Raw genomic sequence first — 12,808 nt, 5'->3', positions numbered from 1 at the left:
AGCCGCCGGAGCGGTCAGGCCAGGCCGGCCAGGCGCAGCAGCAGGCCCTTCACCTCCGTCGCGTCGACCGAGTCCAGGGACAGCGACGGGTCGCCGCACATCCAGACCGGGCCGTCTTCGACGGTTGAGGGGAGGAGGCCGTGGGAGCCCTTGACCGCCTTGGCGCCGGCGTCGAGGCCGACCACGTTCATCATGTACCGCAGCCCCAGCTTCTTGCGGGCCAGTGCGACCCCCGCACGGGCCTTCGCCGCGCCGGGGGCGGCGGGGTCGAAGAGGAGCTCGGCCGGGTCGTACCCGGGCTTGCGGTGGATCTCGACGAGCTGGGCGAAATCGGGGCGGCGGGCGTCGTCGAGCCAGTAGTAGTACGTGAACCAAGCGTCGGGCTCGGCGAGCAGGACCAGCTCGCCGGCGCGCTCGTGGTCGAGCCCGGTCCGTGCCTTGCCGGCGGCGTCGAGGACCTCACCGACGCCGGGCAGGGCCGCGCACAACTTCTGCACCGCCGGCAGGTCCGCCTCGTCGCGCACGTAGACGTGGGCGATCTGGTGGTCGGCGACGGCGAACGCCCGTGAGGTCCACGGGTCCAGGTACTCCATGCCGTCCTGGGTGTAGACGTTGAGCAGGCCCTCGGCGCGCAGGAGGCGGTTGACGTCGACGGGCCGGCTGGCCTCGGTGATGCCGTACTCGGACAGGACGACGACGGTCACGTCCCGGGCGGCCGCGGCGGCCAGCAGGGGAGCGACGACGTTGTCCAGCGCCGTGGCGGCCGCGGCGGCCTCCGGCGAGGACGGGCCGAAGCGCTGCAGGTCGTAGTCGAGGTGCGGCAGGTACACCAGGGTCAGGTCCGGCGACTTCTCGACCATGATCTGCTCGGCCGCCCTGGCGATCCACTCCGAGGACGGGATGCCGGCGCCGGGACCCCAGTAGGTGAAGAGCGGGAACTCACCCAGCCGGGTGGTGAGCTCGTCGTGCAGCGCCGGCGGGTACGTGTAGCAGTCCGGCTCCTTGCGACCGTCGGAGTAGTAGATGGGGCGTGGGGTGACGGTCCAGTCGACGTCGGCGCCCATCGCGTACCACCAGCAGACGTTCGCGACCGTGTAGCCGGGTTCGGCCCGGCGGGCCGCGTGCCACAGCTTGTCGCCGCCGACGAGCGCGTTGTGCTGCCGCCACAGGAAGATCTCGCCGAGGTCGCGGAAGTACCAGCCGTTGCCGACGACACCGTGGTCGGAGGGCATCGCCCCGGTGAGGAACGTCGATTGCACCGAGCAGGTGACCGCGGGCAGGACCGGGCGCAGCGGCACGGCGGCGCCGACGGCGGACAGGTGCGGCATGTGCGGCAGCAGCCTGGGCGTCAGCCCGACCACGTCGAGGACCAGCAGGGGCTTGCTCATCGAGGCTCCAACGTTTTGAGACCGAGGTCGTGCAGGATGTCGCGGGCGTAGGCGAGCTCGGCGGCCATCCCCGCGGCGAGCTGCTCGGGGCCGGTGGGCCGCTGGGACTCCGGCAGCACGCCCCACGTGTAGGTCTCGACCTCGAGGTGGTCGCAGCCGGCGACCGGCCCGCCGAGCAGCGCTGCGAGGCCGGCCCGCAGCACATCGGTGGTCGCCTGCAGCGGCGGCTCCGGCGAGGCGTGCAGCGGCACATGGTAGTGCACCCGCCACGGGCCGCCGTCGCCGCTGGCGAGGGCCTCGTCGAGGTCGTCGAAGGACGCCGCGCAGCCACGGGAGCGGGTCTGGTGCATGAAGCGTGGCTCGACGTAGTCGGCGAGCGCGGGCACGGACGGGTCGTCGACCGCGAGCGCCGCCGACACCTGCACCTTCACGACCGGCAGGCCGGTCCGGGCGAGCCGCTGTACCGCGGTGACCGGGTCCTCCCATGCGCAGGCCAGGTGCGCGAGGTCCAGGCAGACCCCGAGGTACCTGGGGTCGATCCGGGCCAGGTGCACCGTCGCCTGGAGGGTGTTCTCGATGACGCACCCCGGCTCCGGCTCGAACGCGACCCGGATCGGCCGGTCCAGGAACGACAGCCCGTACGCGAGCTGGTCCAGGGCCTGCTGGACGGCGGCGACCTGCGGGCCGTCCCACGGGTCGCGCCAGCCGAGCGGCAGCGTCGAGATCGAGCCGCGCTCCGCGTCGTCGGGCAGCAGGTCGACGAGGACCCGGGCGAGGTCCATCGTGTACCGCAGCCGCCGCGGGTCGGCCCAGTCCGGCAGGTACACCGCCTTCTTCACCACCGGCGCCTGGAACGCCTCGTACGGGAACCCGTTCAGGGTCACCACTTCGAGCCCGCGGACGTCCAGCTCGTGGCGCAGCTGCCGGCGCAGCGAGGCGTCACCGGCGAGGGCGGCGGCCACCGGAGCGGCGAGCCACAGGCCGAGGCCGAGCACCGGCGTGTCGAGGCACGACCTGACCCGCGCCGCGTAGACATCGAGTTGCGTCAGGATCCCGGGCAGGTCCTCCGCGGGGTGGACGTTGGTCCCGTAGGCCAGGTGGACCACCTGGCCGTCGGGGTGCCGCAGCCGCATCACGACCCGCCGCGGAGGATCGAGTTCCCCTCGAAGGTGGCGTCGGCGGAAGCGAGGTCCGAGACGTCGAGGCGTTTGGACTGCCCGTAGAACTCGACCGGGTTGCGCCACAGCACCCGGTCGACGTCGTCGTCGCTGAACCCGGCGGCCAGCATCGCCTCGCCGGTCCGCAGCGTCAGCAGCGGGTCGGAGCGGCCCCAGTCGGCCGCCGAGTTGACCAGGACCCGGTCCATGCCGTGCTCCTGCAGGATCGACACCATCCGCGACGGCGTCATCTTCGTGTCCGGGTAGATGGAGAACCCCATCCAGCAGCCGCTCTCGGCGACCCGCGCGACGGTGACCTCGTTGAGGTGGTCGACGACGACCCGGCCCGGGTCGATCCCCGACTCACGGACCACGGCGATGGTCCGGTCGGTGCCGCGGGCCTTGTCGCGGTGCGGGGTGTGCACCATCGCCGGCAGGTCGTGCTCGACGGCGAGGGCGAGCTGCGCGGCGAACACCTCGTCCTCCTCCGGCGTCATCGAGTCGTAGCCGATCTCGCCGACCGCGACGACGCCGTCCTTCTCCAGGTACCGCGGCAGCACCGACAGCACGTCCCGGCAGCGCGGGTCGTTGGCCTCCTTCGGGTTGAGCGCGATCGTGCAGTGGTGCCGGATGCCGAACTGCGAGGCCCGGAAGGGCTCCCACCCGACGAGGGAGTCGAAGTAGTCGGTGAACGAGCCGACGTTGGTGCGCGGCTGCCCGAGCCAGAACGCCGGCTCCACCAGCGCCCGGACGCCGGCGGCGGCCATCCGCTCGTAGTCGTCGGTGGTGCGGGACGTCATGTGGATGTGCGGGTCGAAGATGCGCATCACGAGACCTTTTCCTGGAGGCGGTGCAGCAGCGCGGTGGCGTCGTCGGCGACGGCGCGGCCGGCGGCGTGCCGCTCCTCGACGAGCCCCGCGAGCATGGTGGCGAGCTCCGCGTCGGCGCGGGTGTCGAGGTCGGCGACGTCGGCGAGGGGCAGGCCCATGAAGACGGCCTTCAGCACACCCTGCCGCCACGCGGCGGCGGGCAGGCACGCGGCGGCCGGCCCGAGCGCGGCGGAGACGAGCCTGGTGTCGTTGGTGCGCAACGCGTCGAGCAGGAGCCCCGGGAACGAGTCCTGCACCGGCAGCAGCGGCAGCGCCCGCAGCACCGCGCGCTTCTCGGCGGCGTCACCGTACCGGTAGAGCGGCTCCAGCTCGGTCTGCAAGGCGCTTTCGGGCAGCCGGGTCAGCAGGAGGACCCGGGCGGCGTCGTCGACCGTCCACCCGGGCAGCCCGCCTGCGCCGTTCAGGGCCCACCGGCCGCAGCGGCGGCCCGCGGCGGGGAACAGCCGGCCGATCGCCGACGGCTGGCGGGCCACGGTCTCCAGGGCCGTGTCGAGCCACACCGTGTCCGTCAGCTCGGCGGTGAGGGAGTCGTACAGGTTCATGGCACCTCCTGGAATCGGTCCAGTGACTGCGCTTCGGCGGCGCGCAGGAAGGCGAGGGAGTCACGGGCCACCGCGGGCGCGGCGTGGCTGTGGCGGGGGAGCTCGACGGCGACGAGGCCGCCGTAGTCGGTGTCGTTGAGGGCGCGCAGCACCGCCGGGAAGTCGACCTCGCCGGTGCCGAACTCGAGATGCTCGTGCACGCCGCGGCGCATGTCGTCGATCTGCACGTTGACGAGCGACCCGGCGACCCGGCGCACGCAGTCCTCGGCGGAGATCGGCTCCAGGCAGCGGCAGTGGCCGATGTCGAGGGTCAGTCCGAAGTGGACGGGCGCGCCGAGGTCGGCCCGCAGCCGCTCCCAGTCGTCGATCGACTCGACCAGCATGCCCGGCTCGGGCTCGAAGCCGAGCATCATCTCCACGCCCTCGGCGGCGGCGAGGACCTCGGCGCTGCCGGTGACGAGCCGCCGCCACGCGAGGTCCGGCGCCACCCCGGGCGGGCGGACGCCGGCCCAGAAGCTGACCGCCTCCGCGCCGAGGTCCGAGCCGATCCGCACGGCCCGGCTCAGGAAGTCGATCCGCGCCTCAGGCTCGTCGTCCAGCAGCGTCGGCGCGTGCTTGTGCCACGGGTCGAGCAGGAACCGGGCGCCGGTCTCGATGACGACACCGAGGCCGAGCTCGGCGAGGCGGTGGCCGAGCGCGCGGACGTGCCGCCAGAGGTTGGCGTCGTACGGGTCCAGATGATGGTGGTCGAGGGTCAGCGCCACGCCCGTGTAGCCGAGCCCGGCGATGACGGTCAACGCGTCGTCGAGCCGGTGGTTGCTGAAACCGTTGGTGCCGTACCCGAATCGGAGACTCATGTCGGCGACAGCCGCTTCGCGAGGTGCCGGCCGAGCGGCGCGGCGGCCGCGACGGCGATCCCGGCGAGGGGCGCGCCGGCCCGGGCGGTGAGCGCGCCCTGCAGCGTCGGCAGGTTCACGATGCCGGCGCCGACGGACGCGCGGATGTTGCCCGCCGTCGGCTTCTCCAGCGCCTTCAGCTGCGCCTCGCCGTAGCGTTTCGCGTACCAGCCCGACAGCGCGGCGGGAATCCAGGACCACCGGCCGACGGGTCGCGCCGGCAGCGCCGCCGCGGCGGCGACCGCGGCGGATCCGGCGAGCGTGGCCGCGGGCAACGCCGGCGTGGAGCCGTGGACCTCCGCTGTGGACAGTGCGGTCACGGTGTACGTGTGGGCGAAGACCGTCGCCGCGGGGTACACGGCGGAGCGCAGCCGCCCACCGCTCGCACCGAGCAGCACGTCGAGGGCGCGGCAGGCGGCCATCGCGGCGGGGCCGGCCGGGGTGTTCTTCAGCTTCAGGTCGTAGGCCCAGACCGCGCCGGCGAGCGGCACGGCCACGGCGAGGGCGCGGCGGCCGCCGGCGAGCCCGGCGAGGGCCACCCCGGCGGCGGTCAGTCCGGCGGCGACGCCGAACGCGGTCCCGGGGGTGATGCGCCCCGAGGGGATCGGCCGCTCGGGGCGTTCGGTGGCGTCCAGGTCCCGGTCGGCCCAGTCGTTGGCCGCCATGCCCGCCCAGTACAGCAGGACCGACGATCCGGCGAGGACCGGCGTGCGTGGCCCGAGCGTGCCCGCGGCGGCCGCGCCGGCGACGACGTCACCGGGCACGCTCAGCGCCGCGGGGGCACGGACCAGCTCGGCCAGGGTCCGCCAGTCGGGTCGGGCGGGGTTCACAGCGACCGCACGAACGCGGCGAGGGCCTCGAACTGGGCGCCGAGGGCGTGGTCGACCTCGCCGAGCGGGTCCTTGAAGAAGAACGCCAGCTCGGTCAGCGGCCCGGCCCGGCCGGCGGCGTGGGCGGCCGCGGCGAGCCGGGCGAGGTCCAGGACGAGGGGCGCGGCGAGCGCGGAGTCGCAGCCGTGCCAGGTGAACTCCATCCGCATCGGCGTGCCGAGGAAGCCGGCGAACGTGATGAGGTCCCAGGCGGTCTTGAAGTCGCCGATGTCCGGCACGTACTCGATGCGGGTGTGGCCGTCGGGCTGGTACCCGAGGGTCTCGCTGAGCACGCGCTGCTTGCTGGCGGACTTGGCCGCGTTGGCGGCCGGCTCGGCGAGGGTCGCGCCGTCGCCGCCGCCCAGCAGGTTGGTGCCGGACCAGGACTTCACCCGCAGGTTGCGCATCGCGAACATCGGCGCCAGCACCGACTTGATCAGCGTCTCGCCGGTCTTGCCGTCGTGGCCCGCGTACACGACGTTGCGGGCCTGCGCCAGCTCGTGCAGCGCGGGCAGGCGGGCGCCCGTCGACGGGGTGAAGTCGACGAACGAGCAGCCGGCCTCGAACGCGGCGTACGCCATCAGCGAGCTCGGTGGCAGCGTGTCCAGCGCGTCGCGCAGCGAGTCCAGCGAGGCGTGCGCGGGGTGCGGCGTGACGGCGGCCTCGGTCGAGGCGACGTTGACGACCACCACGCGGGCCAGGTTGTGCCGCCGCTGGAAGTCCAGCAGGTCGGCGGTGACGGCGGCGGCGACCTCGGCCGCGGTGCCGTGCGGCAGCGGACGGATCTCCTCGTCCACCGCCGACAGCTCCGAGTGCAGCGTCGCGACCAGCCTGGCGGGCACGACCCCGGCCTCGGCCAGGGCCTCCGCCTTCTTCACCACGCAGATGGTGGCGATGTCGTGCCCGCCGAAGACGATTTCGCCGAACCCCGGCAGCGCGTCGCTGCGCAGCACGGGATGCTCGGTGACACAACCGATCGGCTCGGTGAGCCCGGCGCGCACTGCTGCGGCACCGACGATGCTGGTGACGGCGACAGAGCCGCGCGCGCCTACCAGCCACACACCCGTTTGCACCGGGCCCTCCAAAGGCGGTTGGAATTGTGTGACGATCTTGGGGGCGACATCGCCGATTGTCGCTGATTTGGCAGCGTAGAACGCGTGTCCGCCTTCCGCTAGTGGCAACCGAACTTTTATACAAACGAAAAAAACTTCGCACGTGTACGTGCAAAAGGCCGCCGGTCTCAACGCCGGGCGACGGCCCGTTCGACGGCCGTCCAGACCCCCGACGTGACCAGGTAGATCCCGGCCGCGACGGGTGTGATCACGGAAAACGCCACAGTCCCGAACGACAGCAGGCGGACCAGTACGGGCGAGCCTTCAGGCAGCTGGCGCACGTTCCAGATGGCGATGGCGGTGAGCGCGGCGGCGATCAGCCACCCGGCGGCGATCGCCGGATGGTCGAGCAGCCGGGCGGTCAGGTCGGCACCGAGCAGGGTGTGCCCGCGGACAGCGTCGCCGGTGAACTCGCGGTACAGCAGCCAGATGAACGGCGCCTGAGCCAGCATCGGCAGCAGGCCGGCGAGCGGCCCGGACCCCTCCGCCCGCATGAGCTCGGTGGTCTTCTCGGCGAGGACGACAGGATCCTTGCCGTGCCGCTCCCGCAGCTTCGCCAGCTGCGGCGCGAGCTTGGCCCGGACCTTCTCGGCGCGGTACGCGCGGAGACTCAGCGGCAGGAGCGCGGCCCGGACGGCGAGGGTGGCGATGACGATGGCGGCGGCGACCGACCCGGTGGAGGTGGCGAGCAGGGTGAGGACATGGTGCAGCACGGTGGGAGCCCTTCGGCTTGGACGCGCGCGCACGCGCCGGCCGCCGCACGGGTCGTCGGCAGGGCAGGAGGGCGCGCGGGAAGTGGACGAACGGAGTCGGACTCGGACTACCGCTGTCCGGGCGCGCGTGGCCGGGGCCGGCCGGCCGCGTCGGGGTCCATGGCCCGGGTGGGCTGCGCCCGCCGGGACCGGGCCCGGGCGGGGACGGGCATCACCCGCCGCGCCGCCATGGGCGCGCCGGTGAGCAGTCGTGCCGCGAGGACGATCGCGAGCGCCGTGAGCACCGCCGTCGCCACGGCGACAGCGTCGGCCGGCGAGGTCACCGAGGACCACGCGGCGAGCAGAGTGGTCAGCGACCACGACATGCCCCGAGAATACGACACGGCACCACCCCCGCGCCGCCCTCGACGGTGCTGTCACACCCCCCGGTCGCGCCGGCCGGGACCGCTCCGTCACGCCCGCCGGGACGGACACGTCACGATCGGTGCGGGGTGGACTGCGGAGCGCGAGATGTCGGAGATCGATTTTTCCGGCGTGTGTAGAGTGCCAGTAGAACTGCCGGGCACGCACCTCGCAGTGGCCTGATGCGTCCGACGTCGTCAGGCGGCGTGCATGGCGGGGACGGGGTGGAGGCGGCGGGTCGCCTTCTCGCGGTACATGCCGGCGTCGGCCGCGCGCAGCAGGGCGTCGAGGGTGGTGTCGGTGTCGGTCGCGGCGCCGATGCTTGCGGCGATGTGGACCGGCCGGCCGTCGATGGTGATCGGGTCGAGCAGCGCGGCGCGCAGCCTGGCCGCGACCTCGTCCGCCGCCGCGGCCGGTGTGTCCGGCAGCAGCACCACGAACTCGTCGCCGCCGAGGCGGGTGACCAGGTCGCCCTCGCGGGCGTGGGTGCGCAGGCGGGCGGCCACGATCCGCAGCAGCTCGTCGCCGGCCGCGTGGCCGAGGGTGTCGTTGACGGCCTTGAAGCCGTCGAGGTCCAGGACCAGCACCGACGCGGGGGTGCCGGGGGTGAGCGCGGTGCGGGTGTGCTCGTCGAGCAGGTTGCGGTTGCCCAGGCCGGTCAGCGGGTCGTGCAGTGCCAGGTGGCGCAGCTTCGCGCGGGCCTCGCCGAGCTGCCGGAGCTGGTTGCGGTGTCCCCGGGCCAGCAGGCCGGCGAGGACGGCGACGACCAGGTGCAGCGCGGGCGCCATCGTGACGAGGTCGGCGGGCATGGGCCGGCCGGCGATCTGGTCGGCCCAGACGTAGAGGGCGACCCCACCGGCGGCGGTCGCGAGCCAGGTCAGCAGGGCGCCGGCGAGCTGGCAGCGGAAGGCGCCGATGACGATGGAGATGACGAAGATCGGCCAGAGGCCGACGTCGGAGGCCCAGCGGCTGGTCGCCAGGACCGCGCCGACGCACGTGGCCGTGTCCAGCGCGACCAGCAGCGGGTTGAGCGTGCGGTACCGGGGGTGAGCGACGCTGCGCAGCGCGTACACGGCGACGAGGTTGGTGAGGATCAGCGGGAGCACCCAGATGGTCGTCAGGGGCGGCAGCGACATCACCGCGATGGACACGACGATCCACAGCACCGAGACCGACCGGCTGATCAGGCCGGCCCACTCGATGCTGCGCCGGACGCGGTACAGGGGCAGATCCACGTTCTGACGTCGACCGCCAGTAACCGGATCTGAGGAGGACCGGGGACCGAAACCTGAGAAGGATCTGAGCGAAGCTGAGGAGAATCTCAGGTTGAACCCCTAGGTGGCGGCTTTCAGGTGCGTTCCGGATAGTCCTCAGGGTTCACGGTCCGTAAGGTCGGCGTCGTGGCACTCATCGAGACGCGTGCGCTGACGAAGCGCTACGGGGGTGGCGTCACCGCCCTTTCGGAACTTTCCCTGGCGGTGGAGCCCGGGATCATCGGTCTGGTCGGCGCGAACGGCGCCGGCAAGTCGACCTTCATCAAGATCATGCTCGGCCTGCTCCAGCCGTCCGGGGGTGAGCTGCGGGTGCTCGGGCTCGACCCGGCGACGCAGTCGGTGGAGGTGCGGCAGCGCGTCGGGTACATGCCCGAGCACGACTGCCTGCCGAGCGAGACCTCGGCCGCCGAGTACGTGACCCACCTGGCGCGGATGAGCGGCCTGCCCGCCAACGCGGCCCGGGAGCGGGCCTCCGAGGCGCTGCGGCACGTCGGGCTCTACGAGGAGCGGTACCGCCAGATCGGCGGCTACTCCACCGGCATGAAGCAGCGGGTCAAGCTGGCGCAGGCGCTCGCGCACGACCCGGACCTGCTGCTGCTGGACGAGCCGACCAACGGCCTCGACCCGGCCGGCCGCGACGCGATGCTGGAGCTGGTGCACCGCATCGGCACCGAGTTCGGCATCTCGATCGTCGTGTGCTCGCACCTGCTCGGCGAGGTCGAGCGGATCTGCACGTCGCTGATCGCGATCGACGGTGGCAAGCTGCTGCGTTCCGCGACGGTGTCGGACATGACGACCAGCCGCGACGTGCTCACCGTCGAGGTGAGCGAGGGCGTCGAGCAGCTCGTCGCCCGGCTCAGCGAGCAGGGCCTGCCGGTGTCCCGGGACGGCGCTTCGCTCATGGTGCCGATGGACAGCGACGACGTGTACGACCGCATCCTCGTCGCGGTCGCCGAGCTGGACCTGCCGCTGCACCGTCTCGACCAGCGCCGCCACCGCGTCGCTGAGCTCTTCCAAACCCCGTCCGTGACCGGGCCGACCGGACCGGCAGCACAGGAGGTCGGCCATGGCGCAGCCAACTAGCGTCATCCACGACATCGGCTACCAGCGTTACACGGGCCCGAGGCTCGGTCGCTGGTACGCCAACCGTTCCCTCTACGAGCAGAGCCTGCGCACCGCGTTCGGCATCGGCCGGGGCGCCAAGGCGAAGATCTTCCCGTGGCTGGTGATCGGCATCGCGCTCAGCGTCGCCGTCATCGCGATCGCGGTCCGGTCGCTGACCGGCGAGCCGCTCATGAGCTACCGGTCGTACGCCGCCAACATCACGTTCCCGGTGATGCTGTTCCTGGCGATCGTCGCGCCGGAGCTGGTCTCCCGTGACCTGCGGGACCGGACGCTGCCGCTGTACTTCAGCCGGCCGCTCAGCCGCTCCGACTACGCGCTGACGAAGTACGCGGCCCTGGCGACGGTCGTGCTGGTGCTGCTCGCCGTGCCGCAGCTGCTCATCTACATCGGGGCGGTGTTCACCCGCACCGACGGGTTCTCCGGCGCCATGAAGGAGCTCGGCGACATGGGCCCGGGCCTCGCCGGCGCGGTCATCCGGGCGCTGGTCCTCGCGTCGATCGCGCTGCTGGTCGCGTCGCTCACCGGCCGGCGGGCGTTCGCGGCGGCGTTCATCGTGGGCGTGTTCATCATCACCGCGCCGATGGTCGGCATCCTCAACGTCATCGGCGGCCAGGGCAGCGCGCTGAGCTACCTCGCGTTCCTGGTCAACCCGATGACCCTGCTGCTCGGCCTCGAGCAGTGGATCTTCGGCAAGGTGCCCGACGGCGTCCCGATCGGCGACTACGGTCCCGCGTACGGCGTCGGCACCGCCGTCGTGCTCGCTGGCTGTGTCAGCCTGCTGCTGCTTCGTTACCGGAAGGTGGCCGCCTGATGGGCACCGTCGATCTTCAGCACGTTTCCCGCTGGTACGGCAACGTCGTCGCCGTCAACGACGTGACGATGACCCTCGGGGCGGGCGTCACGGGCCTGCTGGGCCCGAACGGCGCCGGCAAGACCACGCTGCTGCACATGATGTCGGGCTTCCTGGCCCCGTCGAAGGGCACGCTGACCGTCGACGGCGCGCCGTCGTGGCGCAACCCCGACGTGTACCGCACGCTCGGCCTCGTCAGCGAGCGGGAGGCGGTGCACGGCTTCCTCACCGGCAAGGAGTTCGTCGTCGCCAGCGCGAGGCTGTTCCGCCTGGCGAACCCGGAGGAGGCGGCCCGCCGCGCCCTGGCGATGGTGGAGATGGAGCCGGCCCAGGACCGGCGGATCGACACGTACAGCAAGGGCATGCGCCAGCGGATCCGGGTCGCGGCCGCGCTCGTGCACGACCCGGGCGTGCTGCTGCTGGACGAGCCGTTCAACGGCATGGACCCGCGCCAGCGCTTCCACATGATGGACCTGCTGCACAAGATGGGCGACGACGGCCGCACCGTGCTGTTCTCCTCGCACATCCTGGAGGAGGTCGAGCAGGTGTCCGGCACCGTGCAGGTCATGGTCGCCGGCCGGCTCGCCGCCTCCGGCGACTTCCGCACCATCCGCCGGCTGATGACCAACCGGCCGCACGTGTTCTCCATCCGCTCCAGCGACGACCGCCGCCTCGCGGTGGCGCTCATCGGCGAGGCGTCCGTCGCGGGTGTCGACATCGACGCAACGGGCCTGCAGGTCCGCGCGTCCGACTACGGCACCTTCACCCGGGCGCTGCCCCGCATCGCGCTCAAGGAGGGCGTGCGGGTGCGGCAGCTGCTGCCCGCCGACGAGTCCCTGGAAAGCGTCTTCTCCTACCTGGTGGGTGCCTGATGAATCCGACCATCGCCCGCATCACGCTGCGCGGCCTGCTCGGCCGCCGCCGGATCTGGCTGCTGGTGCCGCTGCCGGTCATCCTCGCCGGCTTCGCCGCGGCGGCCCGGGCCTTCGGGGAGCCGCCGGCCGAATGGGGTGAGCCGGTCATCGTCGGCCTCGGCTTCGCCGCCGTGCTGCCGGTGATCGCGCTCATCGTCGGTACCGGCGTGCTCGGCTCCGAGATCGACGACGGCACGATCACCCACATCCTGTCCAAGCCGATCCCGCGCTCGGAGATCGTGTTCACCAAGCTGGCCGTGGCGGTCGGGGTGACCGGCGGGTTCGCCGCCGTGCCGCTGTTCATCGTCGGGCTGCTCGCCGAGTCCACGCCGCTCGCGTTCGCCCTCGTCGTCGGCGCGTTCGTCGGGGCCCTCGCCTATTGCGCGCTGTTCCTGGCGATCAGCGTGATCACCCGCCGGCCGGTGCTGCTCGGCCTGGTCTACGTGGTGCTGTGGGAGGGCCTGCTGGGCAACCTGCTGTCCGGCACGGCGAAGCTGAGCATCCAGCAGTACGTGAAGACGATCGTCGACTGGCTCGCCCCGACCGACGTGCTCGCGGGGTCCGTGTCGGTGCCGGTGAGCTTCGTCATGGCGGGCGTGTTCACCGTCGGGATGACGGCGCTCGCGGTGCAGAAGCTGCGCACGTTCGCGGTCGCCGGCGAGACGGGCTGACGTCG

At 72.5% G+C, this 12,808-nt stretch carries 14 protein-coding genes; 4 read left to right on the top strand and 10 right to left on the bottom strand.

The features are described from left to right. Positions 1-14: 14 nt before the first annotated feature. From ACQEVZ_RS15625 to ACQEVZ_RS15580, 10 genes are all read right to left on the bottom strand, one after another. Positions 15-1,388, bottom strand: a complete 1,374-nt coding sequence (locus ACQEVZ_RS15625) for an alkaline phosphatase family protein (protein WP_344512869.1) — start codon at positions 1,386-1,388, stop codon at positions 15-17. Then, complete coding sequence (gene eboE / locus ACQEVZ_RS15620) at positions 1,385-2,521, bottom strand: metabolite traffic protein EboE (protein WP_433366883.1); 1,137 nt, start codon at positions 2,519-2,521, stop codon at positions 1,385-1,387. The genes ACQEVZ_RS15625 and eboE overlap by 4 nt, the downstream gene beginning before the upstream one ends. Beyond that, positions 2,521-3,372 carry a TatD family hydrolase gene (locus tag ACQEVZ_RS15615; protein ID WP_344512871.1) on the bottom strand — a complete coding sequence of 284 codons (852 nt, stop codon included), beginning with the start codon at positions 3,370-3,372 and terminating at the stop codon, positions 2,521-2,523. The genes eboE and ACQEVZ_RS15615 overlap by 1 nt, the downstream gene beginning before the upstream one ends. Continuing rightward, positions 3,372-3,977, bottom strand: coding sequence for an EboA domain-containing protein (locus ACQEVZ_RS15610; RefSeq protein ID WP_433366879.1), 606 nt, complete (start codon positions 3,975-3,977; stop codon positions 3,372-3,374). The genes ACQEVZ_RS15615 and ACQEVZ_RS15610 overlap by 1 nt, the downstream gene beginning before the upstream one ends. Next, positions 3,974-4,834, bottom strand: a complete 861-nt coding sequence (locus ACQEVZ_RS15605; RefSeq protein ID WP_360566859.1) for a sugar phosphate isomerase/epimerase family protein — start codon at positions 4,832-4,834, stop codon at positions 3,974-3,976. The genes ACQEVZ_RS15610 and ACQEVZ_RS15605 overlap by 4 nt, the downstream gene beginning before the upstream one ends. After that, positions 4,831-5,703, bottom strand: a complete 873-nt coding sequence (locus ACQEVZ_RS15600; protein ID WP_344512877.1) for an SCO3242 family prenyltransferase — start codon at positions 5,701-5,703, stop codon at positions 4,831-4,833. The genes ACQEVZ_RS15605 and ACQEVZ_RS15600 overlap by 4 nt, the downstream gene beginning before the upstream one ends. Continuing rightward, on the bottom strand, positions 5,700-6,815 hold the full coding sequence (locus ACQEVZ_RS15595) for an inositol-3-phosphate synthase (RefSeq protein ID WP_354902929.1): 1,116 nt from the start codon (positions 6,813-6,815) through the stop codon (positions 5,700-5,702). The genes ACQEVZ_RS15600 and ACQEVZ_RS15595 overlap by 4 nt, the downstream gene beginning before the upstream one ends. A 167-nt stretch (positions 6,816-6,982) precedes the next feature. Continuing rightward, on the bottom strand, positions 6,983-7,567 hold the full coding sequence (locus ACQEVZ_RS15590) for a YidC/Oxa1 family membrane protein insertase (protein WP_344512881.1): 585 nt from the start codon (positions 7,565-7,567) through the stop codon (positions 6,983-6,985). 107 nt (positions 7,568-7,674) lie between these two features. Then, complete coding sequence (locus tag ACQEVZ_RS15585; RefSeq protein ID WP_344512883.1) at positions 7,675-7,932, bottom strand: hypothetical protein; 258 nt, start codon at positions 7,930-7,932, stop codon at positions 7,675-7,677. Between the two features lie 234 nt (positions 7,933-8,166). Continuing rightward, positions 8,167-9,204, bottom strand: coding sequence for a diguanylate cyclase domain-containing protein (locus tag ACQEVZ_RS15580; protein ID WP_433366873.1), 1,038 nt, complete (start codon positions 9,202-9,204; stop codon positions 8,167-8,169). 165 nt (positions 9,205-9,369) lie between these two features. Here ACQEVZ_RS15580 and ACQEVZ_RS15575 point away from each other — a divergent pair, with 165 nt between their 5' ends. The 4 genes from ACQEVZ_RS15575 to ACQEVZ_RS15560 are packed head-to-tail and all read left to right on the top strand — an operon-like array spanning position 9,370 to position 12,803. After that, positions 9,370-10,326: an ABC transporter ATP-binding protein gene (locus tag ACQEVZ_RS15575; RefSeq protein WP_344512887.1), complete on the top strand. Its 957-nt coding sequence runs from the start codon at positions 9,370-9,372 to the stop codon at positions 10,324-10,326. Beyond that, positions 10,310-11,179: an ABC transporter permease gene (locus tag ACQEVZ_RS15570; protein WP_433366869.1), complete on the top strand. Its 870-nt coding sequence runs from the start codon at positions 10,310-10,312 to the stop codon at positions 11,177-11,179. The genes ACQEVZ_RS15575 and ACQEVZ_RS15570 overlap by 17 nt, the downstream gene beginning before the upstream one ends. Beyond that, on the top strand, positions 11,179-12,090 hold the full coding sequence (locus tag ACQEVZ_RS15565; protein WP_344512891.1) for an ABC transporter ATP-binding protein: 912 nt from the start codon (positions 11,179-11,181) through the stop codon (positions 12,088-12,090). Before ACQEVZ_RS15570 ends, ACQEVZ_RS15565 begins: the two co-directional genes overlap by 1 nt. After that, a complete protein-coding gene (locus ACQEVZ_RS15560; RefSeq protein ID WP_344512893.1) occupies positions 12,090-12,803 on the top strand; it encodes an ABC transporter permease in 714 nt (237 codons plus the stop codon). Before ACQEVZ_RS15565 ends, ACQEVZ_RS15560 begins: the two co-directional genes overlap by 1 nt. Positions 12,804-12,808: the final 5 nt, after the last annotated feature.

The organism is Dactylosporangium sp. CA-152071 (genome assembly GCF_050936335.1).
GTDB lineage: Bacteria > Actinomycetota > Actinomycetes > Mycobacteriales > Micromonosporaceae > Dactylosporangium > Dactylosporangium maewongense.
This window is presented reverse-complemented; position numbering and strand designations above follow the sequence as displayed.